General features: G+C 69.4%; 22 protein-coding genes. 10 read left to right on the top strand and 12 right to left on the bottom strand.

Going from position 1 to position 26725, the window contains the following annotated elements:
- Window positions 1–9: 9 nt before the first annotated feature.
- Window positions 10–1836: a hypothetical protein gene (locus JOF29_RS20690; protein WP_209695798.1), complete on the bottom strand. Its 1827-nt coding sequence runs from the start codon at window positions 1834–1836 to the stop codon at window positions 10–12.
- A 69-nt stretch (window positions 1837–1905) separates the two neighbouring features.
- On the opposite strand from JOF29_RS20690, the gene JOF29_RS20685 reads away from it, so the two are divergent.
- The 6 genes from JOF29_RS20685 to JOF29_RS20660 all read left to right on the top strand — a co-directional run bounded on the left by JOF29_RS20685 (window position 1906) and on the right by JOF29_RS20660 (window position 9626).
- Complete coding sequence (locus tag JOF29_RS20685) at window positions 1906–2400, top strand: DUF1990 domain-containing protein (RefSeq protein WP_209695797.1); 495 nt, start codon at window positions 1906–1908, stop codon at window positions 2398–2400.
- Between the two features lie 799 nt (window positions 2401–3199).
- A complete protein-coding gene (locus JOF29_RS43350) occupies window positions 3200–3358 on the top strand; it encodes a hypothetical protein (protein ID WP_245357685.1) in 159 nt (52 codons plus the stop codon).
- A gap of 40 nt (window positions 3359–3398) precedes the next feature.
- Window positions 3399–5462: an APC family permease gene (locus tag JOF29_RS20675; protein WP_307863510.1), complete on the top strand. Its 2064-nt coding sequence runs from the start codon at window positions 3399–3401 to the stop codon at window positions 5460–5462.
- 25 nt (window positions 5463–5487) lie between these two features.
- A complete protein-coding gene (locus tag JOF29_RS20670; RefSeq protein WP_209695796.1) occupies window positions 5488–6909 on the top strand; it encodes a sensor histidine kinase in 1422 nt (473 codons plus the stop codon).
- Window positions 6906–7580, top strand: a complete 675-nt coding sequence (locus JOF29_RS20665; protein ID WP_209695795.1) for a response regulator — start codon at window positions 6906–6908, stop codon at window positions 7578–7580. Before JOF29_RS20670 ends, JOF29_RS20665 begins: the two co-directional genes overlap by 4 nt.
- Before the next feature lie 87 nt (window positions 7581–7667).
- Window positions 7668–9626: an APC family permease gene (locus tag JOF29_RS20660; protein ID WP_307863509.1), complete on the top strand. Its 1959-nt coding sequence runs from the start codon at window positions 7668–7670 to the stop codon at window positions 9624–9626.
- Here the strand turns inward: JOF29_RS20660 and JOF29_RS20655 are convergent.
- Window positions 9559–10347: a MerR family transcriptional regulator gene (locus tag JOF29_RS20655; RefSeq protein WP_209695794.1), complete on the bottom strand. Its 789-nt coding sequence runs from the start codon at window positions 10345–10347 to the stop codon at window positions 9559–9561. The two genes, JOF29_RS20660 and JOF29_RS20655, sit on opposite strands and share 68 nt — an antisense overlap.
- 47 nt (window positions 10348–10394) lie before the next feature.
- Here JOF29_RS20655 and JOF29_RS20650 point away from each other — a divergent pair, with 47 nt between their 5' ends.
- Both JOF29_RS20650 and JOF29_RS20645 read left to right on the top strand, forming a co-directional pair.
- Window positions 10395–10664: a hypothetical protein gene (locus JOF29_RS20650; RefSeq protein WP_209695793.1), complete on the top strand. Its 270-nt coding sequence runs from the start codon at window positions 10395–10397 to the stop codon at window positions 10662–10664.
- A gap of 13 nt (window positions 10665–10677) precedes the next feature.
- A complete protein-coding gene (locus tag JOF29_RS20645; protein ID WP_209695792.1) occupies window positions 10678–11661 on the top strand; it encodes a LacI family DNA-binding transcriptional regulator in 984 nt (327 codons plus the stop codon).
- A 151-nt stretch (window positions 11662–11812) separates the two neighbouring features.
- Here JOF29_RS20645 and JOF29_RS20640 read toward each other — a convergent pair whose 3' ends face one another.
- A complete protein-coding gene (locus tag JOF29_RS20640) occupies window positions 11813–14599 on the bottom strand; it encodes an alpha-glucuronidase family glycosyl hydrolase (protein ID WP_209695791.1) in 2787 nt (928 codons plus the stop codon).
- Entirely contained in the window at window positions 14596–16809 is a 2214-nt protein-coding gene (locus tag JOF29_RS20635; RefSeq protein ID WP_209695790.1) for a family 43 glycosylhydrolase, read from the bottom strand. Before JOF29_RS20635 ends, JOF29_RS20640 begins: the two co-directional genes overlap by 4 nt.
- A gap of 140 nt (window positions 16810–16949) precedes the next feature.
- Here JOF29_RS20635 and JOF29_RS20630 point away from each other — a divergent pair, with 140 nt between their 5' ends.
- Entirely contained in the window at window positions 16950–17243 is a 294-nt protein-coding gene (locus JOF29_RS20630; RefSeq protein WP_209695789.1) for a hypothetical protein, read from the top strand.
- Between the two features lie 307 nt (window positions 17244–17550).
- Complete coding sequence (locus JOF29_RS20625; protein ID WP_209695788.1) at window positions 17551–19101, top strand: GntT/GntP/DsdX family permease; 1551 nt, start codon at window positions 17551–17553, stop codon at window positions 19099–19101.
- Between the two features lie 99 nt (window positions 19102–19200).
- On the opposite strand, the gene JOF29_RS20620 is transcribed toward JOF29_RS20625, so the two are convergent.
- From JOF29_RS20620 to JOF29_RS20585, 8 genes are all read right to left on the bottom strand, one after another.
- The gene (locus JOF29_RS20620) at window positions 19201–19857 is read right to left on the bottom strand and encodes an urease accessory protein UreD (protein ID WP_209695787.1); all 657 of its coding nucleotides are present in this window, start codon (window positions 19855–19857) and stop codon (window positions 19201–19203) included.
- Window positions 19841–20542 carry an urease accessory protein UreG gene (gene ureG, locus JOF29_RS20615; RefSeq protein ID WP_209695786.1) on the bottom strand — a complete coding sequence of 234 codons (702 nt, stop codon included), beginning with the start codon at window positions 20540–20542 and terminating at the stop codon, window positions 19841–19843. The genes JOF29_RS20620 and ureG overlap by 17 nt, the downstream gene beginning before the upstream one ends.
- Window positions 20535–21407: an urease accessory protein UreF gene (locus tag JOF29_RS20610; RefSeq protein ID WP_504739546.1), complete on the bottom strand. Its 873-nt coding sequence runs from the start codon at window positions 21405–21407 to the stop codon at window positions 20535–20537. The genes ureG and JOF29_RS20610 overlap by 8 nt, the downstream gene beginning before the upstream one ends.
- A 361-nt stretch (window positions 21408–21768) precedes the next feature.
- Window positions 21769–23466 (bottom strand): urease subunit alpha, encoded by a 1698-nt coding sequence (locus JOF29_RS20605; protein WP_209695785.1) that lies wholly within the window; start codon window positions 23464–23466, stop codon window positions 21769–21771.
- A complete protein-coding gene (ureB, locus tag JOF29_RS20600; protein ID WP_209695784.1) occupies window positions 23459–23869 on the bottom strand; it encodes an urease subunit beta in 411 nt (136 codons plus the stop codon). Before ureB ends, JOF29_RS20605 begins: the two co-directional genes overlap by 8 nt.
- Before the next feature lie 11 nt (window positions 23870–23880).
- Complete coding sequence (locus JOF29_RS20595; protein WP_209695783.1) at window positions 23881–24183, bottom strand: urease subunit gamma; 303 nt, start codon at window positions 24181–24183, stop codon at window positions 23881–23883.
- 351 nt (window positions 24184–24534) lie between these two features.
- The gene (locus tag JOF29_RS20590; protein WP_209695782.1) at window positions 24535–26169 is read right to left on the bottom strand and encodes a purine-cytosine permease family protein; all 1635 of its coding nucleotides are present in this window, start codon (window positions 26167–26169) and stop codon (window positions 24535–24537) included.
- Window positions 26170–26271: 102 nt separating this feature from the next.
- Window positions 26272–26655 (bottom strand): MarR family winged helix-turn-helix transcriptional regulator, encoded by a 384-nt coding sequence (locus JOF29_RS20585; protein WP_209695781.1) that lies wholly within the window; start codon window positions 26653–26655, stop codon window positions 26272–26274.
- Window positions 26656–26725: the final 70 nt, after the last annotated feature.

The raw sequence follows: 26725 nt of genomic DNA, 5'->3' as shown, positions 1-26725 counted from the left end.
CAGGTCAGCTCACCGGGGCCGAGCTCGCGGCGGTGGACGATCCCGAGGCGCGGGTCGAGCAGGTCGAGATAGGTGCCTTCGACAACATGTGTGCCGTCGAGTACGGCGCCGATCAGGTACGGGCCGCGCCGGACGGCGAGCCAGTTCGTGGGCTGCCAGGTGTGGCCGCCGGCTTCGGCGAGTTCGCGGAGCGCGGTGACGAGTTCGGCCGGTTTCTCGGTGAAGTCGGCCGGTCGGGACGCGAGGAAGCGGACGCGGCCCCTGGCCGATCGGCTGGATGCCGTCGCGGGTCGGGTCGGCGCCGAGCGCCTCGGCCAGGTGGTCGGCGCAGGTGTCGTAGCGGCCGGTCCACCAGGAACGGATCTCGTGGTACGGGTCCGCGCCGTTGCCGACGTACAGCAGGCTGCCGCCGCGGTTCACCCAGCCCGCCAGCGCGTAGTGGATGCCCGGCGCGAGCGGCTTCTGGAACTCGTAGCTGAGGACGAGTACGTCGGTGTCGTCGAGCGCGTCGGGGGTGTCGATGACGTTCTCCAGCTGCACCGGGGCGACGCGTTGGCCCTCGTACAGCGGGGGAAGGGCGAGGCCGTAGAAGTCGGAGAAATGTAGTTGCTCACGGCCCTCAAGTGCGAGGGCGTCCTGCAGGCCGTCGTAATGTCCCCCGTTCGAATGTGCACCGTCGCCGCCGGGGGACCAGCGCTGGAACATCGCGGTGTCGGACAGCGCGATGCCGATCCGCGGTCCCTCGTGCGCCCACCGTACGTCGGGCTGGTCCAGGTCGCGGAGGCTGTTCATCGCGATCAGGTAACTCGTCGCGGTGTCCGGCGGGATCAGCTCGCGTTCGGTGCTGCCTTCGCGCAGGTACGGGCGGTTGAAGATCCGGTGCGGCCACGGCGCGACCTCGTACCGCGAGACGCCCGGGTGCAGGAGCGACGCGACCAGGGTCCGCTGGTAGTTGGCGAGGTAGTCCTCCCAGGTCCGGTCCGGGTGGTCCTCGATCGGGTCGTGCAGGAACCACATCCGCCGGTCGGTCCCGCGGGTGAGGTCCTGCGCGATGCCGTACTCGAGGTACGCCGTCTCGAACGTCCGCTCGGCGACCTTGCCGTCGTACACGTTCGGCGTCCGCGACGTGCCGGTCCACACCTGCGCGATCGCGCCGTCGATCGAGGGGAGGGTGCGGAGGCGTGATTCCGGGCTGATGATCTGCCATTGGGTGTAGTTCAGCAGGCTGTGCGTCGGCACGTAGAAGTGCACTTCGCGGCCCAGTCCGAGCGCCTCGTCACGCAGTACCGACGTCACCCGGTCGAGGCTGCGGGACAGCAGGTGCTGCTTGAGCTGACCCGACCGGTAATGCGCCTCCGGCGTACTGTGGGGCGGCTGCCACGGTTCCTTGAAGAATGCCTGCCACTCTCGCTTGAACGACTCCGAATACCCCGCTCGCGCCCAGAACTCCGGCTCCTCGAGATGAATCCCCTCCACCCCGAGCCCGATGATCGGCCGCAGCTTCTGCACGAGGTATTCGGTAAAGCCGAACGTCGGCACCATGTACGGAATGTCGGTGCTCTCACCGTGCAGAATCGGCTTCCCGTCGGCGGCGGTCTGCGCATCGTCCCAGTGCTCGGCGCCGTCCCACCGGCCGTCCAGATAGTCCTGGTACGTCCCCCACGAGATCCCGGTCATCAGGTGCACCCGATACCCGGCCTCCCGCCACCGCCCGATCCGCTCCGCCGTCGTGTCGTTCAGCCCGTACACCATGACGAAGTCCGTCCGCAGATCGATGGACTCGTCGTATGCCGCCTGCTCCTGAAACCCGGTCGCCTCACGCGCCTTGTCCGTCATACCCACCAACCCTTCCCTGCTCCACCACCCCAACACCAGCGCGACGTCAGCAACTGGACAATTGCCTCCATGCGAGCCAACCTGTCGATGCGCGCGCCGACCGACGACACAGCCGGCGCGACGCTGACCGGCGGCGTGCGGTGCTACCACCACACGGTGCGCATCGGCTCACGCGGACCCCACTGGGCCGACGTCACCACCGAACTCCTCCGGTGGGGTGTGAAGACCCGCAGCGGTTTCTCGATCCAAGGCGATCCCACGGTGCTGCCCGGCCGGCGCTACTGGCTGATCGCCCGCCTCGGCCCGTTCCGGATCCACGAACCGGTCCAGGTGGTCGCCGTCGTCGACGAGCCGACCCGCGTCGGGTTCGCCTACGGCACGCTCGCCGGCCATCCCGTCCGCGGGGAGGAGACGTTCCTGGTGGAGCGTCGTACAGACGGCTCGGTCTGGCTGACCCTTCGCTCGCGAACGCGCCCCGCGCCCGGGCTGAGGTCGCTGGTCTATCCGCTCGCACTTGTCGCGCAGCAGTTCTACCGATGGCGGTACTTCAGGGCACTGCGCTGAGCCACGCGTCGACACCTGGCCGAAGGTCGGGCCGCGGCGGGATCAGCCCGCGACGTCGAACGAGACGCGGGCGGCAGGAACGGGAGGGGTTGACCCCTCAGCTTGCGGGTTGGCCCCTGGCCTGCGGGAAGACAACCCACCATGTCAGCGGTCAACCCCTGAGATGGTGGCTCGAGGCCGGCGTGCCGTTCGGCGGGCGACCCGATCGGCCGAGGATGACGTCGGCCCCGGCCGACCGGCGGACCGGTGGAACCGGCGGACCGGTGGAACAGGCGGACCGGTGGAACAGGCGGACCGGTGGAACAGGCGGCCAGGCGGCCAGGCGGAGCGGCGGAGCGGTGGAGGGGGCGTGGGTGGCGGTGAGTGGACCTGCATGCATGCACAACCTCCCCGCACGGGCCACAATCAGACCGTTCGAGGCGGTTCTGTGTGCATGGAGATCCAGCCGCTCCGTGGCCGCGCTCACCGGCGGCGGCCGTCAACCCCTGCCCGAGCCCGAACCGGCGACGTGAGGCTCGCCCACGGCCAGGTCTCACACCTGACCGAGGACACCGTCGTACGCGACGACGGCACGACGGCACGACGGCACGACGGCAGACGCCACCGCGTAGGCGAGGTTCTTCGACAGCGCGGTGGCTGCCCGCCGACCTCGTCGTGTACGCGACCGGTTACGGCTCGATGAACGGCTGGGCCGCGGACCTCATCTCCCAGGAGGCAGCCGATGCCGTCGGCAAGTGCCGGGGCGTCGGCACCGACACGACCAAGGACCCCCGGCCCGTGGGAAGGCGAGCAACGCAACATGTGGAAACCGACCCAGCAGGAGTCCCACTGGTTCCACGGCGGCAACCTCCACCAGTCCCGCCACTACTCCCTTTACCTCTCCCTCCATCTCAAGGCCCGCTACGAGAACCTGCCGACCCCTGTCTACGCGTTGCAGGAGGTTCACCACCTCCAGTAGCAGGAAGGTTGGGCGTCAAGGCGGCGTCAAGATCTTCGGGGTGGGCGTCAAGGGCGCGTCAAGATCAGGGTTCCTGACGGTCCGCCCGCGGTTGGCTGGTGGTGTGAAGGTGCTGGAGTTGCCGAAGCGGCTGCTGGTCGGGAGGCCGCTCCGGAGTGAGTGGCTGGGCGACACGCTGCTGCCGAAGAAGCTCGCGTTGCCGGTGTTCTGCAGCGACCCGTTGTCCTCGAACGCTTATGCGACCGAGGAGATCCTGCTCATGCTCAGCCTGGGCGGCCTGGCGTTGCTGCACCTCGCACCGTGGGTGGCGGCCGTGGTGATCGCGTTGCTGCTCGTGGTCGTCGCGTCGTACCGGCAGACCTGCCACGCCTACCCGAGCGGAGGCGGCGCGTACGCCGTGAGCCGGGCGAACCTCGGCCGGAACGCGTCCCTCGTCGCCGCCAGTGCCCTGCTCGTCGACTACGTGCTGACGGTCGCGGTGTCGGTCGCCGCCGGCGTGCAGAACATCGTCTCGGCCTTTCCCGCGCTGGCGCCGCACGCGGTCGCGGTGTCGATCGGGATGATCGTGGTGCTGGCCCTGATGAACCTGCGAGGCGTCAAGGAGTCGGGTACGGCGTTCGCCGTTCCGACGTACGGGTTCATCGCGGTGGTGCTCGTGATGATCGTGACCGGCTTCGTCCGGATGCTCGCGGGCAACGCGCCGCAGGCGGAGTCCGCGTCGTACGGGATCGTTCCGGCGAGCCATGTGACCGGTCTGGCCGTTCTGCTGCTCGCGATGCGCGCCTTCGCCTCGGGGTGCACGGCGCTGACCGGGGTCGAGGCCGTCAGCAACGGTGTACCCAACTTCAAGCCGCCGAAGAGTCACAACGCGGCGGCGACGCTGGCGATCATGGGTGGGGTGACGGTCGCGATGTTCGCCGGCATCACTGTGCTGGCGCTGACGTCGCACGTTCATGTCAGCGATACTCCGTCGCGGCTGATCGGCGCGCCGGCGGGTTACGAGCAGCGGACGGTGATCGCCCAGGTCGCCGGTGCGGTGTTCGGCGGGTACCACACGGTCGGGTTCTTCGCGGTCCAGGCGTTCACGGCGGCGATCCTGGTCCTGGCCGCGAACACCGCGTTCAACGGGTTCCCGATCCTGGCATCGCTGCTGGGACACGACGGCTTCCTGCCGCGGCAGTTCTCCCGGCGCGGGGACCGGCTGGTCTACAGCAACGGCATCGTGATCCTGTCGGCGCTGGCCGGCCTGCTGATCTGGGTCTTCCACGCCAGTACGACGCGGCTGATCCAGCTGTACATCATCGGCGTCTTCGTGTCGTTCACGCTCAGCCAGGCCGGCATGGTCGTGCACTGGACCCGGCAGTTGCGCGAACCGGCGTCGACACAGTCGAAGCCGTCGATGCACCGCTCCCGGGCGATCAACGGCTTCGGAGCGGTCTTCACCGCGGTCGTGCTGGTCGTCGTGCTGATCACCAAGTTCACGCACGGAGCGTGGCTCGTCGTCATCGCGATGCCCGCGGTCTTCGCGCTGATGAAGGGCATCCGGCGGTACTACGACCGTGTCGAGGTCGAGCTGACACCCGGCCCGGGTGGCGTCACGTTGCCGCCACGGGTGTTCGCGATCGTCCTGGTCTCCAAGGTGCACACCCCGACCCTGAGGGCGCTCGCCTACGCGCGGGCGACCCGGCCGACGTCGCTGACCGCGGTGACAGTCGCCACCGACCAGGAGGCGTCCGACGCGCTTCTGCTGGAGTGGACCGAGCGGGAGATCCCGGTGCCTTTGAAGGTCCTGCACTCGCCGTACCGCGACGTCACCGGACCGGTGCTCGAGTACGTGAAGGATCTGCGCCGGACCGGTCCGCGTGACCTCGTCGCGGTGTTCATTCCGGAGTACGTCGTGGGGCACTGGTGGGAGGCCTTGCTGCACAACCAGAGCGCACTGCGGCTGAAGGCCCGGCTGCTGTTCCAGCCTGGCGTGATGGTGATCAACGTGCCGTGGCAGCTCGGCTCGGCGGAGGTCCTCGAGGCCCGGCGCATCGAGCCACCCGCGGCGCTCCCGGTGCGGAAAGCCGGTGAGCGCGTGCGGCCGGGGTCTCCCGTGTGACGGGACGACGTGCCACAGTGGCTTCGTGGAGCAGAACCGCAGGCCGGATGCTGCCGGACGCCCACTCGGCACGATCATGTCGTCGAGGCACGGCCGCCGAGCCCGGCTGTGGACGGGACTCGGCCTGGTCGTCGGTTGCCTGCCGGCGCTGACGCTCGTGCTGGTACCGGTCCGGGACAGTCTCGCGCTGGAGAGCATCCTGCTGCTGTACCTGCTGCTCGTCGTACTGATCGCGGTGACCGGTGGCATCCTCCCCGGCGTCGTGGCCGCCCTGGGGTCGGTGCTGCTGGCAAACTTCTTCTTCACCGCGCCGTACCACACGTTCGCCGTCGAGCAACGCGACAGCATCATCGCGCTGGTCGTGTTCGTGATCGTCGCGGTGACGGTCAGCGTCACGGTCGATCTCGCGACGAGCCGGCGGATCGCGGCCGCGCGCAGTCGCAGCGAAGCGGAGGTGCTGTCCCGGATCACCTCCGAACCCATGACCGGCGACGCGCTGGGCGCGGTGCTCGACGAGGTCCGCGACACGTTCGGGATGGTCTCCGTCGCGCTGCTCGGCCGGCGGGGCGAGACGGACCAGGTCCTCGCCCTCGCGGGCCCGCCGTTGCGCGGCAGCCCGGTCATCTCGGTTCCGGCCCGGGACGGCCTGCGACTGGTTGCCGAAGGCCCGGAGCTCTTCGCGGAGGACCGCAAGCTGCTGTCCCGGCTGGCCGGTGCTGCGGCGCGGGCCTGGGAAGACCGGCAACTGGCCGGCCAGGCTGCCCAGGCGCGTCAACTCGCCGAGGTCGACAAACTCCGCTCCGCGCTCCTCGCCGCCGTCGGGCACGACCTCCGTACCCCGTTGTCCGGGATCAAGGCTGCCGTCTCGAGCCTCCGGCAGAGCGACGTCGACTGGAGCCCCGAGGAGCAGCGCGAGCTGCTGGAGACGATCGAGGAGTCCGCGGACCGGCTGGACGACCTGATCGCGAACCTGCTCGCGATGAGCCGTCTGCAGGCCGGCGCCCTGAGCGTCGATCGCCGCCCGCTCGTGCTCGACGAGATCGTCGGCAAGGCACTGGTCGGTATGCCGCGGGACGCCGTCGTGGTCGACGTACCCGACGATCTGCCGCTCGTCCTCGCCGACGCCGGTCTGCTCGAACGGGTGATCGCCAACCTGGTCGACAACGCCCGCCGCTACAGTACGGATGCCGTGCGCGTCGGCGCGTCGAACGACGGCGACGCCGTACGCGTCACGGTGGTGGACACCGGTCCCGGCGTACCTGCTGAGGACTTCGCCCGGATGTTCACCCCGTTCCAGCGGCTCGGCGACAATCCCGCGGACGGCGGCGTCGGCCTCGGACTGGCGATCGCCCGCGGATTCACCGAAGCCATGTCCGGGGCGCTCACGCCGTCACCGACGTCCGGCGGAGGCCTGACCATGACAGTGACGTTACCGGTGGCGTCATGACCCGCGTACTGATCGTCGACGACGACCGCCGGCTGCTCCGCGCCCTGGCCATCAACCTGCGCGCCCGCCACTACGAGGTCGACACCGCGGCCGACGGAGCCTCCGCCCTGGCGACCGCCGGCAAACGTCCACCCGACCTCGTCATCCTCGACCTCGGACTGCCGGATCTCGACGGTGTCGAGGTCGTCCACGGACTGCGGGGCTGGTGCACGGCATCGATCATCGTGCTGTCGGCCCGCGACGCCCAGGCCGACAAGGTGGCGGCGCTCGACGCGGGCGCCGACGACTACGTGACCAAACCCTTCGGGATGGACGAGCTCCTGGCCCGGATTCGCGCGGCACTTCGCCGTACGACGGCCGACACCGGCGCCGCCACCATCCGGACGGAGGCCTTCACGATCGACCTCGCCGCAAGGCGTGTCACGACCGCTGACGGCGACGTCCGGCTCACTCCGACCGAATGGAGCCTGCTCGAGATCCTGGTCCGGAACCCGGGCAAGCTGATCGGCCAGAAGCAGCTGCTGCAGGACGTGTGGGGTCCCGGCTACGAGGCCGAGACCAACTACCTGCGGGTGTACATGGCCCAGCTGCGCCGGAAGCTCGAGCTCGACCCCGCACGCCCGGACCACCTGATCACCGAGCCCGGCATGGGATACCGCTTCGAGCCTTAGCGGGGTGACGTGGTCCTGCCGACATCGGTGTTAGAGAGGCGTTAGAAACCGCGGAGCGTGCCTGAACCGCTGGTTAGGCTCCCGGCAGTGATAGAAGCGCGTGAGAACGAGACGGTCGGTGTGCCGCCGCCTACCCACGGCAAGGTGCTCAGCTGGTTGCTGCACGACCGCCCGGTCGGGCACGCGGGGCCGCATCGGCCGGCGCCGCATCCGACGCACCGGTGGTGGAAGGTGATGTGCCTGACCGGTGTCGACTACTTCTCGACGCTCGGTTACCAGCCGGCGATCGCCGCGGCCGCGGTCGGTCTGTTGTCGCCGGTGGCAACGTTGATCCTCGTCCTGCTGACCCTGTTCGGCGCCTTGCCGGTGTACCGGCGGGTGGCGGCGGAGAGCCCGCACGGCGAGGGCTCGATCGCGATGCTGGATCGGTTGCTCGGCCGCTGGAAGGGCAAGTTCACGATCCTGGTCCTGCTCGGCTTCATGGCGACCGACTTCATCATCACGATGACGCTGTCGGCGGCGGACGCCACCGCACACCTGGTCGAGAACCCGTACGTCCCGCAGTGGCTGCACGGCAAGGAGGTGATCATCACCCTGCTGTTGCTGGCCCTGCTCGCCGGCGTGTTCCTGCGTGGGTTCGGCGAGGCGATCGGCATCGCGGTCGCGCTGGTCGGGACCTACCTGGGGCTGAACCTGATCGTGGTCGGGAACGCGCTGTGGCACGTGATCACCGCACCCGAACTGGTCACGAACTGGCGGGGCATGCTGACCACCGAGCACTCGAACATCTGGGTGATGATCGGCATCTCGCTGGTCGTGTTCCCGAAGCTCGCCCTCGGCCTGTCCGGGTTCGAGACCGGGGTCGCGGTGATGCCGCAGGTCGACGGCGCGCCGGACGACGACCCGGCGCACCCGGCGACCCGGATCCGGAACACCCGCAAGCTGCTCACCACCGCCGCGTTGATCATGAGCGGCTTCCTGATCACCAGCAGCTTCACGACGATCGTGCTGATCCCGGCGGACGAGTTCAAGGACGGCGGCTCCGCGTCCGGGCGGGCGTTGGCGTACCTCGCGCACGAGCACCTCGGCAACGTCTTCGGGACCGTGTACGACGTCAGCACGATCCTGATCCTGTGGTTCGCCGGAGCGTCCGCGATGGCCGGGCTGCTGAACATCGTGCCGCGGTACCTGCCGCGGTACGGCATGGTCCCGGACTGGGCCCGGGCGACCCGGCCGCTGGTACTCGTGTTCGCCATGATCGGGTTCGTCATCACGGTGCTGTTCAAGGCGAACGTCGACGCACAGGGCGGCGCGTACGCGACCGGCGTACTGGTGCTGATCATGTCCGCGTCGATCGCGGTCACGCTGTCGGCGCGGCGGAAGCGGGAGCGGTTCAAGACCGTCGGCTTCGGCGTGATCAGCCTGGTGCTGCTGTACACCACGATCGCGAACATCATCGAGCGGCCGGACGGTGTCCAGATCGCGTCGTTCTTCATCGTCGCGATCATCCTGACCTCGCTGATCTCGCGCGCCACCCGGTCGCTGGAGCTGCGCGCGACCGAGGTCCGTTTCGACGAAGAGGCCGTCCGGCTGATCTCCGCGGCCGCCGTGCACGGCGACCTCCGGATCATCGCGAACGAGCCGGACGCTCGCGACGAGGCGGAGTACCAGGAGAAGGAGGCCGAGCAGCGCGAGGTGCGGAACCTGCCGGAGGGCCTGCCGATCCTGTTCCTCGAGGTGACGCTGACCGACGCGTCGCAGTTCGAGACCGAGCTGGACGTGCGCGGCGAGGAGCGGTTCGGCTACCAGATCCTGCGGGTCGAGAGCCCGAGCGTCCCGAACGCGATCGCCGCGCTGCTGCTGAAGATCCGCGACGACTGGCACGTGATGCCGCACATCTACTTCGCGTGGGCCGAGGGGAACCCGTTCCACTTCCTGTACCGCTACCTGATCTCCGGCGAGGGCGACGTACCGCCGGTCACCCGCGAGGTCCTGCGCCGCGCCGAGCCGACCCGCCCGAACCGCCCCTGGGTACACGTCGGCTGAGCCCGGTGCGGATCAGCGCGTCGAGGCGTTCCCAGGCCGGTGCGGACGAGTTGACCGAGGACTGGACGAGCTGGGGGAGTGCGGCGTCGGCGAGCTGTTCGCGGAGCTCGTCGGCAGGGTAGCGGGCGAGGGACGCGTCGACGATCCGCTCCGCGAGCTCGTCGAGTGCGGGGTCGTCCGGCGACAGGTCGTGGGCACGGTCGCAGTCGAGGTACAGTCGGCCGAGTACGGGATCGGCCTGAGCCTCGGCCTGATCGGTGAAGTATCGGTGGGCGGTCGCCGGGTCCGTCGCGAAGGTGAGGATCCAGAGATCGCGCTCCATCGCGATCCAGCGGTCGGAGAAGCCGAGGCCGTGCAGCCGCCGCAGGTGTTGCTCGACGTCGCCGGGCAGGAACGGGTTGTTGCCGGCGGCAAGGTCGCGCAGGCGGCTGCGCGTTCTGACCAGCGTGGCGATCCGGGCTGTGAGGTCGGATTCGGCAGCTTCGGCCGCGGCCTGTAGTTCGGCGGCGGATCCGGCGGAGAGCTTCGCGATGCCGGCGAGTGGCAGGCCGGCCTCGGCGAGAGTGCGGATCTTGATCAGCTCGACGAGGTCCTGGGCGGTGTAGCGGCGGTACCCGGACGCGTCCCGCGGCGGCTCCGGGAGCAGGCCCTTCTCGTGGTAGACCCGGATCGTCTTGGTCGAGACACCGACGTACTGCGCCAGCTGGCCGATGGTGATCACGAGACCAGCTTGACCTTTCCCTTGGGGCAAGGCCACAGACTCGCCGTATGACGACCTTCGACCGTGAAACTCTGCGCGCTCTGGCCGACGAGGGTAACGAGCGTGCTCTGGACCGGCTCGCGGACCTGGCCGAGGCGCGTGCCGACGTACAGGAGCTGAGCGACCTCCTCGACGAGGGGTGCCTGCATGCCGGAGAACTGCTGACTCGGCGCGCCGCGGCCGCTCGTGATCTGCGCGAGCTGCAACGGATAGCTGATGCCGGCTACGACGAGGCTTCCGAGGTCCTCGATCGGCTGCTGGGTGGCAGCGGCGGCTGAGTATCGTTGCCGTATGAGTGTGCAGCGGCGGCCGACGATGTACGACGTGGCCGCGCTGGCGGGGGTTTCGCATCAGACCGTTTCGCGGTACCTGCGGGCGGATCCTACCGTCGGGGCGGAGTCGTCGACGCGGATCCAGGCGGCGGTCGACGAGCTCGGGTACCGGCCGAACCTGACGGCGCGGGCGATGCGGACGCGCAGTACCGGGGTGGTGGCGATCATCCTGCCGGGGTGGACGGGGCCGGAGCGGACCGTCGAGGCGGCGTGCGAGGAGGCGCAGCGGCTCGGGTACCAGGTGGAGATCGTGATCGGGGTGAACGAGGACCCGGCCGCGCTCAGCCGGCTGGCGGACGACATCCTCGGGCGCGGGCAGGTGGACGGGGTGCTGTCGGTGACGCCGTTGACGGTGAAGACCGGCGGGGTCGTCGTACAGACCGACGAGTTCGACGATCGGTTGCGGGCTGTTGAGGCGGTGGCGACGGATGAGTCGACGATGGAGGAGCTGGTCGGGAGGCTTGCTGCGCTGGGGCATCGGGAGTTCTTCCACGTGGCGGGTCCGCAGGACTGGAAGTCGGCGCAGCTTCGGCGGGCGGGGTACTTGAAGGCGTGTGAGCGGTTGGGGTTGCGGTCGCACGGTGTGTACGACGGGCCGTGGCATCCGGAGACCGGGATGGAGGCGGTGCAGTCGTTGCCGGCCGACACACCCGTGACGGCGGTCGTCGCGGCGAGCGACCACATCGCGACCGGGGTGCTGCGGGGCGCGTTCGAACGCGGCTGGCGAGTCCCGCAGGACCTCAGCGTCACAGGCTGGGACGACCTCACGCTGGTCCGCTACGGTACGCCGGCCCTCTCCACCGTCCGCGTCGACCGCGAATCCTCCGGGCGCCACGGCATGCGCCGCCTGATCGCCGCAATCCGCAACCAACCCGAACCAGACCCGTTGCCCGCAGCCCCCACCCAGATCCTCTTCCGCGAAACCACCGCACCACCCACCTGACCGGCTGCACACCGGGCACCTCCAGCTCCAGGCGCGCGGGCGGCGCCGCCTCCGGGCAGACGCGCCGCGCCCTCCGCGCCGCCTCCGGGCAGACGCGCCGCGCCATCCGCGCCGAGCAGGTGGGTGAGGTGCGGCGCCCGGTCCGGCGGGTTTAGGTGAGGACGAGTGCGCCCAGGTGCCAGAAGCGGTCGGGTTCGCTGTCGAGGACGAGGTCGGCGGTGCGGCCGGTGGGGCCGCCGTCGAGGTCGGCGTGGATCCAGGTAAAGACGCCGCCGGGGAGATCGGACGACGTGGCAAGGATCTTGCCGGCCTCGGCGATGATCGTCGGCGGGCAGTCGGGGCCGCCGTCGCCGACCAGCGCGGACAGCCGCACCGTGCCCGGCGGCAGCGTGATCCGGAACGTCCGCGCGGGATAGTCGCCGACGAAGTCCCGCCGGAGCGCGTCCCAGCTGCTCCCGCGATCACGAGGCTGCGGCGCCGTACCGACCCAGCCGTACCCGCGCGTCGCGTCCCACGTCGTACTCGGAGACACCCGCGAATACCCCGGCACCAGCGGACTGTCCGCCGTCCCGATGTCCAACGCCAGATGACACTGCGCGGCGTCGGGCGTGACCACGAACGTCTGATGCGCCGCACCCAACGCGGTCTGCCCAGTGTCGATCGCCAGATCCACCAGCTCCGTGACCAACGGGGGAGTGACCGGCACGGTGATGCTCGCCGACGCTCCCGACCCGATCGCCACCGACGTCGTCCCGACCTTCCACGACGAGTCCACCGGCCGTACCGACGTCGCGACGGTTTGCGAGGTCCGGAACGCGTTCGTGATGTCCAGCGGCAGATCGTTGGCCCTCCCACCGATCAGCAGCCCGCGGTTCGGGTATTCAACCTGTAACCACTCCGCCCCCGTCGACAGGATCCGCGAGAACCCGTAGAAGTACGAGACGATCGTGTCCCGCCACCGCTCGGCCTCGACGACGTGCGCGTCGAACGTCGCCGCGATGTCGGCGTACCGCGCCTGGTCCACCCGCCCCGCCAGCCGTCCCCACGCCCGCCGGAACTCCAGCACCCGCTCGTACCCGGCGAAATGGCTGTCGTAGATGTGCTGGATGACCGTCTTCCCGGACTTCAGCCGATGCGTGTACGGAACCCAGTGCATGAACAGCAACAACTCGTCCGGGCAATTGTCCGGCGAAGCGTAGACGTCGCGCCAATGATCGGCGTACAACTGCGGGAACACCGCCGTCCGGTCGAACCCGGTCCCTTCGCTGGTCGTGTAATGCGAAAGGTTGTGCGTCGAATTCGGATCCGGCCGGAAATGCGCGCCGAGCGGATACGTCAGGTATCCCATGCCGAGCGGCGACGTGTAACTCTCGTACGTCTCCCACGACTGCAACATGATTGCCTTCAGCACCGATCCGACCTGCTGGTCGAGCCCGAACGTGAGCTCGATCCACTCGGTCACGATCTCGTCCGCGGACAGCCGCGGGTTCCAGGCCAGCCGTGCGAACCCGTGCGTGTTCGCCGCGCCGAGCTGATACCCGGTCCAGTTCCGGTCGTCGCCGAGGTTGACGACGCCCGCCATCCCGACGTTGTGCTGCTGGTACGCGGTTCCGGTGACGATGTCCGCCACCGTCGGCCCGGTGCCGGGACCTTGGTACGTCGGGAATCCGAGAATTGTCTTCCACTCCGGCACCAGATAGCACAGCTGCGTCGAATGCCCCGTGTACTCCTGCGTGATCTCCAGCTCGACCAGCTGGTTCGTCCGCGGCAGCCCGCCGAACAGCGGATTCACCGGCTCCCGGACCTGGAAATCGATCGGGCCGTTCTTCGTCTGGACGACGGCGTTCTCGTGGAACTGCCCGTCGAGCGGATGGAACACGTTGTACTCGTACTGCGCCCAGTCGGAGAAGCCTCCGTGGACGAACGACCTCCAGACCAGCCTCCCGCCGTACGGCGCCAACCGGTCGGCGAGCATGTTCGCGCCGTCGGCATGCGTGCGCCCGTAGTCGAGCGGGCCCGGCTGCCCTTCGGAGTTGGCCTTGACCAGGAACCCGCCGAAGTCCGGGATCAGCCGGTAGATCTCGTCGATCTTGTCCTGCCACCACTTCTGCACGCCCGGATCGAACGGGTCGGCCACGGTGACCGGCGACGGCCGGTCGGCCGTGAGCGTGATCGGCGCGGCGTAGTTCGCCGACAACCACAGCCGCAGGCCCCACTGCCGCAGTACGCCGGCCAGCGCCGCGAGCCCGGTCAGCCGCTCGCTGCGCAGGAAGTCCGCGCTGGCGTTCACATTGTTGACAACCGTATTGTTGACACCGACCGACGCGATGGTCCGCGCGTAGTCGACGTAGCGCTCCCGGAGCCCCGGGAGCTCGTCCCAGGCGAAGATCGACTTGCCGGCGTAGCCGCGCTCGATGCTGCCGTTCAGGTTGTCCCAGTGATTGAGCATCCGCAGCGGCGAGGCGGGCCGGTCGGCGATGTCGAGGCCCGACAGCGGACGGTGACGTTGCAGATGCTGGAGGAACCGGAACGCGCCGTACAGCGCGCCCCGTTCGTCGCCGCCGGTGATCTCCACCCGATCTGCCCGGCGCTTGATCGTGAAGCTCTCCGCGGCCAGATCTCCGACGCCGACGACGACCGCGCCCTTGCCGAGCTGGTTCGTGACCGGCACCGACCGGCCGAGCAGCGCCGACAGCCCGCGGGACAGCTCGGCACCCGCGGACCGCAGTACGGCGTGGTTGCCGGAGACAACGATGTGGGTGAAGGCGGTCCGGTACCGGGCCAGGTCATCCGGGTTCGCGACGAGCCGGTACCGGAGCCAGAGGTCGTACCCGTCCTCGTCGGCCGGCGCCCCGAATGCCGGCAGGTTCGGCAACAACCCCGCGGCGAGCGCCCCGGCCGCGCCACCGGCAAGCAAAGTGCGGCGCGTGATCGTCACGAGCTCGCCCCGTACGTACGCACGTAGTCGAAGTGCGCGGTGGACCCGGCGCCACCCATCGAGATCAGCCCGAACTTCAGCGGCCCGGCAGGCAGGTACCAGTAGCTACCCCACTGCCAGTGCTTCCCGTCCAGACTCGTCGCCGCCTGGAACAGGTGCTGACCGTCCCGCGTGGTGTGCCGCAACCGCAGCCACATCGTGTCGGCGCTCGGGCCGAGCTGGATCGCCTCCGGCCACGGGCTCGGATCGGCGCCCGGCCACAGGAACGCCTGCTGTACGGCGTTGGTCCGGGTAGGTGCCAGCTGCAACGAGTTGGTCCGCGAGGTCCACGCGATCAGCCCAGCGCGGCCGTTTCCCGTCGTACTGGCGAACGGAAGGGTCAGCTTGGTCTCGACGGTGAAGTCGCCGTCCGGAGCATCCCGCAGCGCCACGGTGGCGTCGGTGCTGAGGTTCGTTGCCTGGGTGTCCCAGTTCAGCTGGCCGTTCGCGACCTGGCCCTGGTTCGGGCCGGTCCACTGCCAGCCGGTGTCCTGCCCGGTGAACTCGTCGCTGTACCCGGGCAGCAGCTTCCCGACCTGCGGATCGGCGATCTTGTGCGTCACCGGCTGGTACAGCTTGTTCATCGCGAGGTTGTCGCCCTGCGCCGTCCCGGTCAGCCCAAGCTGCGCGGGTCCCGTGAGTCCGGGAGCGAGCTGTACGTCGATCTCGCCGAGCGGGTTGTCGCCGATCGAGGGTGCGACCTGCACCGCGGCGCGGCCGTTGCGGACCTCGACGGTGACCGAGTGCCAGGTGTCGTACCGGAATCCCTGGTAGAGCGGGCGTTCCGTCGTACTGACGACCTTGCCGCCGACGCGCTGATCGACGCGGAGGACGCCGCGCTGGGGGTCGAGCCAGGCGACCGCGTAGTTGCGGGCCGAGCGGTACCCGAACACGAGACCGGCCGGACCGGACGACGTCCGCAGATCGGCCTCGACGCGGTAGTCGGCCGTTCCGCTCTTCTGGCTGACGAGCAGCGCGGACGGCGACGTCGACGCGGCGTACCCGTCGTTGCCGGTCCACTCGCCCGCGACCGCGCGCCAGCCGGCCAGATCGGACGAGTCGAACGAGCTGCCGACCGTCCACGCCGCGTCGGCCGCGGGTTGCGGCGTGTCGGACGTCCATTGCCCGGCGCGGACCGTCGGCCATCCGCCGACCCAGTCCAGGCGGTCCATCGACTGCGGGCGGCCGCCCCAGCTGTGGTCGGCGCGGATGTCGGAGTTCACCAGGTTCCACTCCTGGCCGGAGCGGTCGACGGTGATCGCGTTGTGGCCGGTGGCATCGAGCGAGTTGCCGTTGAACGAGTTCACGATCGAACCTCCCGGCTGGTTGGAGGTCAGCGAGCGGCCGTTCTCGTCCACGAACGGGCCGGTGGGGGAGGTGGACCGCCCGGCGAGCAAGGGGTAGCCGCCCCCTCCATCGCTGCCCATGCAGCAGCCGTAGCCGGAGTAGAAGAGGTAGTACCAAGGCCCACGCTTCTGGACCCAGGTGCCTTCACCGCGTTCGCCGGAGACGACCTGCGTGGACTCGCCGGCCGTGTTGCGGCCGTCGGCGGTCAGCCGTACGACGTGGATGCCGCCCTTGCGGAACGAGCCGTAGTACAGGTACTTCGTACCGTCGGAGTCGATGAACATCATGGGGTCGATCTCCATCACCTCGCTGTCCTTCACGAAGTTCACGACGGGATGACCGACGTCGGTCCACGGTCCGGCCGGCGTCGGAGCGGTGGCGAGACCGATCGCGGCGTCGAGCGACGTGGAGCCGGGGGCCGAGTAGTACATGTAGTACTCGCCGTCGACGTACCGGACGTCCGGCGCCCAGTACCCCTTCTGCGGCCAGCCGGCCCATTGCGGGTGGTTGGCCTCGCTGAACGCGTCGCCGAGGAACGTCCAGTGCACCAGATCGGTGGAACGAACCACCGGGATCAGGTGCGCCGGTCCGCCGTTCTGGGCGTTCTCGCGGGTCAGGCTGGTGTTGGTGGCGTAGGCGTACCACGCACCGTCCTTGGCGCGGATCAGGCCGGCGTCGGAGAACGCCTGGGCGACGTCGCTCATCAGTGGATTCGTGTACGTCGGTCTGCTGGGCGCGGCGCCGACGGACGGCAGCCCGGCGACGGTCACGGTCGCCGCCACCAGGCCGGCGAGCAAGGGTCGGAAGAAGCGATTTCTAGGCATGACGGTGGGTCCTCACATGGGCGGGGAGGTCTCGCAACGTGCAGGTCCGGAAGAAAGTTATCGATAACATTCGGCCGCTGGGTCAGACAGTAAGTGATCGATAATTCGACCGCAAGACCTCGAACCTTCACGCTGGTGCCATGAGACTGGAAGTACTGCACGTCGCGGACTGCCCGCATCTGTCCGTGCTGCTGGACCGGCTGGCGCAGGCCGCGGACCACCCGGTCACGACCCGCCTGATCGAGACCACCGCGGACGCCGAGCACTACGGCATGTCGGGCTCACCCACGTTGCTGGTGGACGGCACAGACCCCTTCGGCCCGGACGGCCAGCCGAGCCTTTCCTGCCGCCTGTACCGCGACGAGGCGGGCCGCCCGACACCGGTCCCGTCGGTCGATCAGGTCCGGGCAGCCGTCACGGAAGATGCCGGTTGAGGCGCCGAAGGACCGCGCTGACGACGGGCAGCCGGTGCCAGCCGCGCGACATCACCAGCTCGCGCGTCCGCCGGTAGGTACGCCCGTGAGTTGGTCCGCGCGCTTGCGGGCCTGCTGCTGGAGCGCGGCGGTGCACCTCAGACAGATCTGAACCTCCGGGTGCGGGCCGAGCCAGATCCGGCTCGTGCAAGGGAATCCGTGCACAAGCAGCAGCGGTACGCCGTCCGCGCCGCGCCGCACGGCGAAATCCGGATGTTGGTGGGAGACTGCGAAAACAGGAGTCGCGACCGGAGAGCGGTGAAGAACCATGAGTCTCGCTTACGAAGTCGGTCTTCCGCTGGTGGCAGAGGCGGACGTGCACGCGCCGTGGAACGGGCACGACACCCGGGTGCTGATCATGGCGGTGCTCGGCATCGCGATCATCGTCGTACTGATCGTCGCCCTCAAGGTGCACGCGTTCCTCTCGCTGACGATCGGCGCGCTGTTCGTCGGCGTCGCGTCCGGGATCGGGGCCGGCGACGTCACGAAGTCGTACGAGAACGGCGTCGGCAGCGTCCTCGGGTACGTCGGCGTCCTGATCGCGCTGGGTGCGATGGTCGGGAAGCTGCTCGCCGACTCCGGCGGCGCGGACCAGGTCGTCGACACGCTGCTGCGCGGCAAACCCGGCGGCCTGCCGTGGAAGATGGCGCTGATCGCGTTCATCATCGGCATCCCGATGTTCTTCGAGATCGGCCTGGTGCTGCTGATCCCGGTGGTGGTGCTGGCGGTACGCCGTACCGGCGCCCGCGCGATGCTGCTCGGTATCCCGGCGCTCGCCGGCCTGTCGGTGCTGCACGGCTTCGTGCCGCCGCACCCCGGTCCGCTGGCCGCGATCGGCGTACTGAAGGGGAACGTCGGCATCACACTCGCGCTCGGTCTTCTGGTGGCGATCCCGACCGTGATCGTGGCCGGACCGCTGTTCGGCCGGCTGGCGGCGAAGTGGGTCCCGATCGGCGCGGCCGGTGCCGCGCTCGAGGTCGGCTCCGGCCACCACGACTCCGAGCCGGCGCCGCACACCGCTCCCCAGGGCGGGACTCAGGTGGCGGCCCACGCCGCGCCGCAGACCGCCACGCCCCAGGACGTGGCCGAGGTGGCGCCGCACGATGCGCAGCACGCCTCGCCGCAGCCCGCTGACGGTACGACGCGGACCCGGACGCCGAGCTTCGCTGCGACGTTGAGCACCGTCCTGCTGCCGGTCGCGCTGATGCTGATCAAGGCCGCGTCCGACATCTGGATGAGCAAGAACAACGCGATCTACCCGGTGCTGCAGTTCATCGGCGATCCGGTGGTCGCGCTGCTGATCGCCGTACTGCTGGCGATGTACACGTTCGGCACCGCGGTCGGCTTCGGCATCCCCGCGCTGAGCAAGAAGATCGGCGAGAGCCTGCTGCCGATCTCCGCTGTGATGCTGATCGTCGGCGCGGGCGGCGGCTTCAAGCAGGTCCTGGTGGACGGCGGCACCGGTACGGCGATCGCCAAGATCGCCATCGCCGCGAACCTGTCGGCGTTGCTGCTCGGCTGGATCGTCGCCGTACTGATTCGCCTGGCCACCGGCTCCGCGACGGTCGCGACGGTCACGGCCGCGGGCATCGTCGCGCCGCTGGCGGGCGGCCTGAGCACCACCCACATCGCGCTGGTGGTGCTCGCGATCGGTGCCGGCTCGCTGTTCTTCTCGCACGTGAACGACGCCGGGTTCTGGCTGGTCAAGGAGTACTTCGGGATGACCGTCGGCGAAACCATCAAGACCTGGTCCGTGATGGAGACCGTCATCTCGGTGATGGGTCTCGGCATGACCCTGCTGCTGTCGACCTTCCTGTAGCGCCCCCAGCCGCCGAGTCGTGGATTTCGGTCGCGTTTTCCCGCCACAATCCACGACTCGACGAACGGGCCTGGAGCCAATCCACACGACTCGGCGGTTTTAGGGTCGCGTTTGGAGGCTGCTTTGGTGTTGTTCGTGGACCAGCTGGCGGGCGATCGAGCCGGGGCCTTCGAGTTGGAGGGTCTCCGGGTCGTCGGGCAGCCGGAAGCCGAGCGTGGTGACGGTGTCGAGGCAGCGGGCGGTGCCCAGGATCGCCCAGCTGTGGCGGAACTCGAGGTCCTCGGCGAGCAGCGGCTGGTCGTCGAGCCACGCGCGGGTGCTGGTGTGCAGGCGGCCGCCGGTCTCGTTGTGGCGCCCCAGCACGATGGACTCCCGCAGCTGCGCGGTGCACCCGGCGGTGAGGCGGGTGGTCGTCGTACGGGTGACGTCGGCGTCGGCGGCGACGACGAACGGTTCGGCGTACCACTGGAGGCTCGCGCCGTCGGTCAGCCTGATGTCGACGTCCCAGCGGGCCGAGCCGCCACGCATGCCGTAGGCAACGGTTCCGGCGGTCTCGACGATCTCCAGTCGGACGGCGCCCGCGACGTCGACCTCGATCCGAACCTCGTCACCCGCGAGCAGCAGCGCTCCGGCCGCGACCAGAGCGACGCGTACGACGCCGGGGCGGCCCGGGAGCAGGCGTGGTGACAAGTGGCCGGTGGTCAGTAGGCACCGGTCGCGGACGGGGTCGGCGACGACCTCAATGCGTGTGGACAATGACCTCGCCGTTCTCACCGGCGTGTGAGTGCGGCGCCATCGGGCCGGGATCGACGGGCGTGTGATCGCCGGTGCGTACGGCGGACCGCATCGAACGGACCCATTCGGTCAGGCGGGCGACCGAGGCGGGGTCCTTCCGCGACAGGGCGATCACCGGTTTGCCGCCGCGGGCAGCTTCGGCGTCGCGCACCATCTGCTCGACGTCGACCTCGACGTACGGCGCGAGGTCGGTTTTGTTGACAATCAGAAGGTCTGCACGCGCGATCCCGGGTCCGCCCTTGCGGGCCACGTCGCCGCCGCCGGCCACGTCGAGCACGAAGATCTGCGCGTCGACGAGCGCGGGGGAGAAGGTCGCGGTGAGATTGTCGCCGCCGGACTCGACCAGGACCACGTCGAGCGGGGCGAAGTCACGCTCGAGGTCCTCGACCGCGATCAGGTTCGGGGTGACGTCGTCGCGGATCGCGGTGTGCGGGCAGGCGCCGGTCTCGACGGCGCGGATCCGTTCGGGGTCGAGGACGCCGGCGGCCTTGAGCAGGCGGGCGTCCTCGTCGGTGTAGATGTCGTTGGTGATCACGCCGAGCCGGAGCTCGGCGGACAGTTCACGGCAGACGGTCGCGATCAGCGAGCTCTTACCGGTGCCGACCGGGCCGGCGACGCCGAGGCGGAAGGAGCGGGTGTCAGGCATTGAACAGCCTCATTCTTTCGGTCGAATGCTGGTGGGCGAACACGTCGATCAACGGCGCGCCGTCGGCGGGAATCGTGTCCGGATCCGTGAGCGGCGCGACGTCCTTGACGAGCCGCTCGATGTCGTCGTGAAGTCCGGCGAGCCAGGCCGCCGCGTCCGCGGGGTCCACCGGGAGCAGCTTGAGCGAGGCGGACACGACAGTCTGCGCGTCCTCGTACGCGACGGTCCGGGCAAGCTGCTCCGCCGACAATCCGTTGACCGCGGCAACCACCCCGAGCACAATCGGCCGCGGCACCTCCCCGTCATCCGGCAGATACTCCAACACCTCCGGCCAAACCCGCCCCGCCAGCCGCAACAACAACCGCCCCTGCCGCCGCGACACCCCCCGCAGTACCTGACTAGGCGTCCGAGCAGCCCAAACCCCCTCGACCCACCCCAACCCAACCCCCCACCCGCCCAACCCAGCCCCAACCACCGACTGGCCCGATCCCACCCCACCGGTCGGCTCGCCAGGTCCCACCCCAACCACCGATCGGCCAGGTCCCACCCCACCGACCGGCTCGCCAGGTCCCACCCCAATCACCGATTGGCCAGGTCCCACCCCAGCGGGCAGCTTGTCGGGTCCCCGCTCAGCGGCCGGCTTGTCCGGTCCCGGCCCGGTGTCTGGCTCGCCGGGTCCAACCCGAGCGGGGGTCTCGTCGGCTCCCACCCCAGCGGTCGGCCTGTCGGGTCCCACCCCAGCGGTCGGCCTGTCGGGTCCCATCCCGGCGGGCGGCTTGTCCGGTCCGGGCCTGGTGTCTCGCTCGCCGGGTCCCGCCCCACCCAGTTGACCCCCGCCGTCCGCCCGCCAGTCCGTCGCGGACAACCGGCCCGCCCGTTCGACGAGTCGTGGATCCAGGTCGTGATTTGCAGGTTTTCCCGACCACGATCCACGACTCGGCGAATCGCGGTGGAGCCAATTCGCACGACTCGGTGAGGGTGGGTCGTTGGTCGACGGGGAGAGGATGAGGTGGCGGGTGACGACGGCGACGGCGGCCTCGACTCGGGTGACGGTGTGGAGGCGGTCGCGGGCGTACTCGGCGACGTCCTCCAGGTGGTTGCCGTTGGCACCTAGGCCTGCTCGGACGGCGGGTTCGAGGCCGGCGGACTGCGTATGACCGCCGGTCGGCAACCGTCCGTCCGCGAGCATCAGCGCGACCAACTCCGGCGTACCCATCAGAGCCTCATCAGAACATCGCGTACAGCTGGGCGAGCGGCAGCACGTCGGCGGGCGCGGGTTCGATCAGCTCGCCGTCGACCTTGATCGCGAACGTCTCCGGGTCGATGTCGATCGCCGGCAACGCGTCGTTGTTCTTCAGGTCCGCCTTCGTGACCTCGCGGGTCGGCCGTACGCCGAGCAGCTGCCGCCGCAACCCGAGCCGGTCCGCGAGCCCGTCGTCCAGCGCGGCCGGCGACACGAACGTGTACGAGAGATCCGCCCCGATCGCGTCCCCGAACGCGGGCCGCATCAGCACCGGCTGCGGCGTCGGGATCGACGCGTTCGGATCGCCGAGCGCCGCCCAGACGATCGCGCCGCCCTTGATCACCAGGTTCGGGCGGACACCGAAGTACCGCGGGTCCCAGAGCGTCAGGTCCGCGAGCTTGCCCTCCTCGACGGACCCGACGACGTGGTCGATGCCGTGCGCGATCGCCGGGTTGATCGTGTACTTCGCGACGTACCGCCGTACCCGCTCGTTGTCCGCGACCGCGCCGAGCGGTCCGCGCCGGTGCTTCATCACGTGCGCGACCTGCCAGGTACGGGTGATCACCTCGCCGATCCGGCCCATCGCCTGCGCGTCCGACGACGTGACCGAGAGCGCGCCGAGGTCGTGCAGCACGTCCTCGGCGGCGATCGTGGTCGCGCGGATCCGGGACTCGGCGAACGCGAGATCCTCCGGGACGTCCGGGCTGAGGTGGTGACAGACCATCAGCATGTCGAGGTGCTCGGCGACCGTGTTGACGGTGTGCGGCAGCGTCGGGTTGGTCGAGCCCGGGATGACATGCGGGTACGACGCGATCGACAGGATGTCCGGCGCGTGCCCGCCGCCCGCGCCCTCGACGTGGAACGCGTGGATGCCGCGGCCCGCGATCGCGTTCAGCGTCGACTCGACGTACCCGGCCTCGTTCAGGCTGTCCGCGTGCAGGGCGACCTGGAGACCCCACTCGTCCGCGGCGCGCAGCGCGGAGTCGATCGCGGCAGGCGTCGAACCCCAGTCCTCGTGCACCTTGTACCCGGCGGCACCCGCGAGCGCCTGCTCGGCGAGCGCCTCGGCGCTGACGGTGTTGCCCTTGCCGAGCAGCAGGACGTTCAGCGGTACGGCGTCCAGCGCGCGATGCATCTTCTCGAGGTGCCAGGCGCCCGGGGTGACCGTGGTCGCCTTCGAACCTTCGCTCGGCCCGGTGCCGCCGCCGACGATCGTGGTGATCCCGGTGGCGAGGGCCTCGTGCAGCTGCGAGGGGGAGAGCAGGTGAACGTGCGAGTCGATCGCGCCCGCGGTCAGGATCCGGCCCTCACCGGCGATCACGTCGGTGGACGGACCGATCCGCAGGTCCGGGTGTACGCCGTCCGCGATGTCCGGGTTCCCGGCCCGCCCGAGCGCGACGATCCGCCCGTCCCGGATCCCGACGTCGGCGCGCACGACGCCCCACCAGTCGACAACGAGCACGTTGGTGATCACGGTGTCCGGCGCCCCGTCCGCCCTGGTCGCCGTACCTTGCGCCATCGACTCCCGGATCGACTTCCCGCCCCCGAACACCACCTCCTCACCACCCACGGTGAGGTCCCGCTCCACCTCGACCCACAGATCGGTGTCCCCGAGCCGCACCTGATCCCCGACGGTGGGCCCGTAGAGCGCGGCGTACGCGGCCCGCGAGATCTCAACCACGACTCACCTCACCCGTGCCGGGCGACTGGTCCAGCTGCGCCTGGGTCTCCGGCTTCATCTGGAGCCCCGGCACCCGCCGGTTCCCGCGCAGCGCGACGAGCGCGACCTCCCGCGAGGCTCCCGGCTCGAACCGCTGAGACGTGCCCGACGGGATATCCAGCCGAAAGCCCTGGGCAGCCTCCCGATCGAACTCCAGCGCCGAGTTCGCATCCGGCAGGTGCAGGTGCGACCCGATCTGGATCGGCCGGTCGCCGGCGTTCACAACCACCAGCCGCAGACGCTCGTCGTCCGAACGGTCGGCGTTGAGCTGGATGGTGCCGGGCCGCACCCGAACTGCCCCCGGCGGGGCGGCTGACGCGTCCGCCCCCTGCTCTTCCTTGCTAAGTGTAACGTCGTCGGCCATCGCATCTGCCTTCAAATAATCGGGTTGTGGATAGTCACGAGCTTCCGCCCGTCCGGGAAGGTTGCCTCGACCTGCACGTCGTGGAGGAGCTCGGCGACGCCCGGCATCACCTGGTCGCGGGTGAGGACCGCGCGGCCCGACTCCATCAGATCGGCCACCCGCGCGCCTTCGCGCGCCCGTTCGATGACCCAGGTGCTGAGCAGGGCCACGGCCTCGGGGTGGTTGAGCAGTACTCCCCGGGCCAGCCGGTCGCGAGCGACCATACCGGCCACGGACAGCAGCAGCTTCTCGACGTCGGCGGGAGTGAAGTTCATCGGTGTCGTCGCGGAGGCGCCCCTCACTCAGGGGGAGGCGCACCGACCGCTGGCTCCCTTCGGAGTTCGGGGATGTTGTGCAATCTGGACAGGACATCTGCGTCCAGGGTCCGGTGATTCAGCCGGGTGTCTGGCGTACGGTCGCGGGCGGTGGGCGTATACGTCCTGTCCAGATTGCCAGCTTCCCACCCGGACGCCGGGTCGCGGGCCGTATGTACTCGACCTGGGGAGGATTTTGTGCCGATTCGGGCAGGAAATCCTCCCCAAGCCGGCACCGGAAGCCGGCACCGGAGCCCGGCACCGGAGCCCGGCGCCGGAGCCCGGCGCCGGAACCCCGCGCCGGTGGGAGGGCTAGTGGGCGGGTAGGACGTGGTCGGCGATCTTGTCTGTGCTGAGGCAGAGGGAGCAGACGGCTGCGTCGTGGGTGGCGCAGGCGGTCATGTCGGGGCGTTCGTACTCCTGCCGGCAGACGTGGCACGTCAGTACCTCGCCGGACGGGTTTCCGTGCTCGTCGTACATCGGGAGGTCGAGTCCGTCGTCGACCCGGCGCAGGTAGTACTTGCCGCGCGTGACGATGGCCAGCACCGGCGGCAGTACGACGGCCAGACCGATCGCGACGAGTGGTGAGTACGGCTTGATCCCGGACCCGAGCCCGCCGAAGAACACCACGATCGACACGCCCGCGGCCAGCGCCATCGACACGAAGCCGACCGGGTTCACGGCGTACAGCATCCCGCGCCGGAACTCGGGCTCACGAGGCGACAACCGAAGCAGGTACTTGTTGAACACGATGTCCGAGGCGACCACGACGATCCACGCCATCCCGCAGTTCGCGTAGAACCCGAGGATCGTGTTCAGGAAGTCGAACATGTTCGCCTCCATCAGTACCAGCGCGATCACCAGGTTGAACCCGAGGAACACCAGCCGGCCGGGGTAGTGCCGGGTCAGCCGGGTGTACGAGTTCGTCCAGGCCAGGGAACCGGAGTACGCGTTGGTGACGTTGATCTTCACCTGGCTGATCACCACGAGTACGACGGCCAGCGTCATCGCCAGCCACCCGGGCAGGAACCCGCGGTAGATCTCCAGGAACTGGTGCACCGGCTGGTTCGCGATCGCCGAACCGCCGTCGACCTGGGCGATGATGTACACCGCGAGGAACAGCCCGATCACCTGCTTCAGCGCGCCGAAGATCACCCAGCCCGGTCCGGCGAGCAGCACAGCGGTCCACCAGCGTCGTGAGTTCGACGGGGTCCTCGGCGGCATGAACCGCAGGTAGTCGATCTGCTCGGCGATCTGAGCGATCAGCGACAGGCACACCCCGGCCGCGAGCAGCATCGAGCCGAAGTCGGCGTGCGGGCCGTAGGAGAAGAACGTGGACACCGACGACGGGTGCGAGACGAGCAGGTAGCCGAACGGCAGCACCATCAGGATCAGCCACAGCGGCGTTGTCCACACTTGCAATGTTGACAATACTCGCATCCCGTAGATCACCAGCGGGAAGATCACCAGCGTCGACACGGCGTACCCGAGCCACAGTGGGACGTGCAGCCCGAGGTGCAGGCCCTGCGCCATGATCGAGCCTTCGAGCGCGAAGAAGATGAACGTGAACGATGCGAAGATCACGTTGGTCACTACGGATCCGTAGTACCCGAAGCCGCTGCCGCGGGTGATCAGGTCGAGGTCGATGTTGTACCGCGCGGCGTAGTACGCCAGCGGCAGGCCGGTCAGGAAGATCACCACGGCGAAGATCGCGATCCCCCAGAGCGCGTTCGTGGTCCCGTACGAGATCCCGATGTTCGCGCCGATCGCGAAGTCGGCGAGGTACGCGATCCCGCCGAGCGCAGAGACGGCGACGACGCCGGTCGACCATTTCCGGTAGCTGCGCGGCGCGAACCGGAGCGTGTAGTCCTCCAGCGTCTCGCGGGTCGCGGTGGAGGTTGCCGGTGTGGCGGTGGTGCGGTCGTCGAGCGAGGGTTCAACAGTCATGGCGGAACTCCTGCGGCACCTTCGGGCGAGCGGTGCTCCGGCGGGCCGGCGACGCTGCCGGCGGGGGATGCACCCGAATGGAAGGAACCTAGGAACGCCGTGTTACCGCTGTGTTGCCGGGCTGCTACGTTCGCGTATTTCCATCTGGAAGTACTTCGTGAGGCCCGCCTCCAGGCCCCGCTGGGTGGTCGCGAGGCGGTCGGCGACCGTGCCGCCGACGGGGGAGAGCGCCGCGACGATCCGCCGCTTGTCGTTCGGGTGGATGCGGCGTAGGACCAGGCCGCGCTCGACCAGCTTGTCCACGTGGCGCGTCAGGCTGGCGGCGGGCAGTACGGCGGATTCCGCGAGTACCGACATCGGCTGGCCGGGCTCCTCGAGCAGCGCGGCCATGATCCGCCACTGCTCGATCGTCAGCCCGAACTCGTCGAGCAGCGGCCGCAGCCCGACCTCGAGCTGTCGCTCGATCCGCTTCAGCAAGAGCAGCACGCCGGCCCCCTCTCAGGTTCAGGTGCTGGGAATATAGCTGGTTCACTCGAACATCCGCCTCCGGTTCGGT

The sequence above is a fragment of the Kribbella aluminosa genome (assembly GCF_017876295.1).
GTDB classification, from domain to species: Bacteria; Actinomycetota; Actinomycetes; order Propionibacteriales; family Kribbellaceae; genus Kribbella; species Kribbella aluminosa.
Note: the sequence above shows the minus strand (reverse complement) of the source record. Positions and strands in the feature narration are given on the sequence as shown.

Bases quoted from the DNA above. Each gene is read 5' to 3' on its own strand.
- JOF29_RS20690 (WP_209695798.1), bottom strand. From the start codon at position 1,836: ATGACGGACAAGGCGCGTGAGGCGACCGGGTTTCAGGAGCAGGCGGCA.
- JOF29_RS20685 (WP_209695797.1), top strand. From the start codon at position 1,906: ATGCGAGCCAACCTGTCGATGCGCGCGCCGACCGACGACACAGCCGGC.
- JOF29_RS43350 (WP_245357685.1), top strand. From the start codon at position 3,200: ATGTGGAAACCGACCCAGCAGGAGTCCCACTGGTTCCACGGCGGCAAC.
- JOF29_RS20665 (WP_209695795.1), top strand. From the start codon at position 6,906: ATGACCCGCGTACTGATCGTCGACGACGACCGCCGGCTGCTCCGCGCC.
- JOF29_RS20650 (WP_209695793.1), top strand. From the start codon at position 10,395: ATGACGACCTTCGACCGTGAAACTCTGCGCGCTCTGGCCGACGAGGGT.
- JOF29_RS20645 (WP_209695792.1), top strand. From the start codon at position 10,678: ATGAGTGTGCAGCGGCGGCCGACGATGTACGACGTGGCCGCGCTGGCG.
- JOF29_RS20635 (WP_209695790.1), bottom strand. From the start codon at position 16,809: ATGCCTAGAAATCGCTTCTTCCGACCCTTGCTCGCCGGCCTGGTGGCG.
- JOF29_RS20630 (WP_209695789.1), top strand. From the start codon at position 16,950: ATGAGACTGGAAGTACTGCACGTCGCGGACTGCCCGCATCTGTCCGTG.
- JOF29_RS20625 (WP_209695788.1), top strand. From the start codon at position 17,551: ATGAGTCTCGCTTACGAAGTCGGTCTTCCGCTGGTGGCAGAGGCGGAC.
- ureG (WP_209695786.1), bottom strand. From the start codon at position 20,542: ATGCCTGACACCCGCTCCTTCCGCCTCGGCGTCGCCGGCCCGGTCGGC.
- ureB (WP_209695784.1), bottom strand. From the start codon at position 23,869: ATGGCCGACGACGTTACACTTAGCAAGGAAGAGCAGGGGGCGGACGCG.
- JOF29_RS20595 (WP_209695783.1), bottom strand. From the start codon at position 24,183: ATGAACTTCACTCCCGCCGACGTCGAGAAGCTGCTGCTGTCCGTGGCC.
- JOF29_RS20590 (WP_209695782.1), bottom strand. From the start codon at position 26,169: ATGACTGTTGAACCCTCGCTCGACGACCGCACCACCGCCACACCGGCA.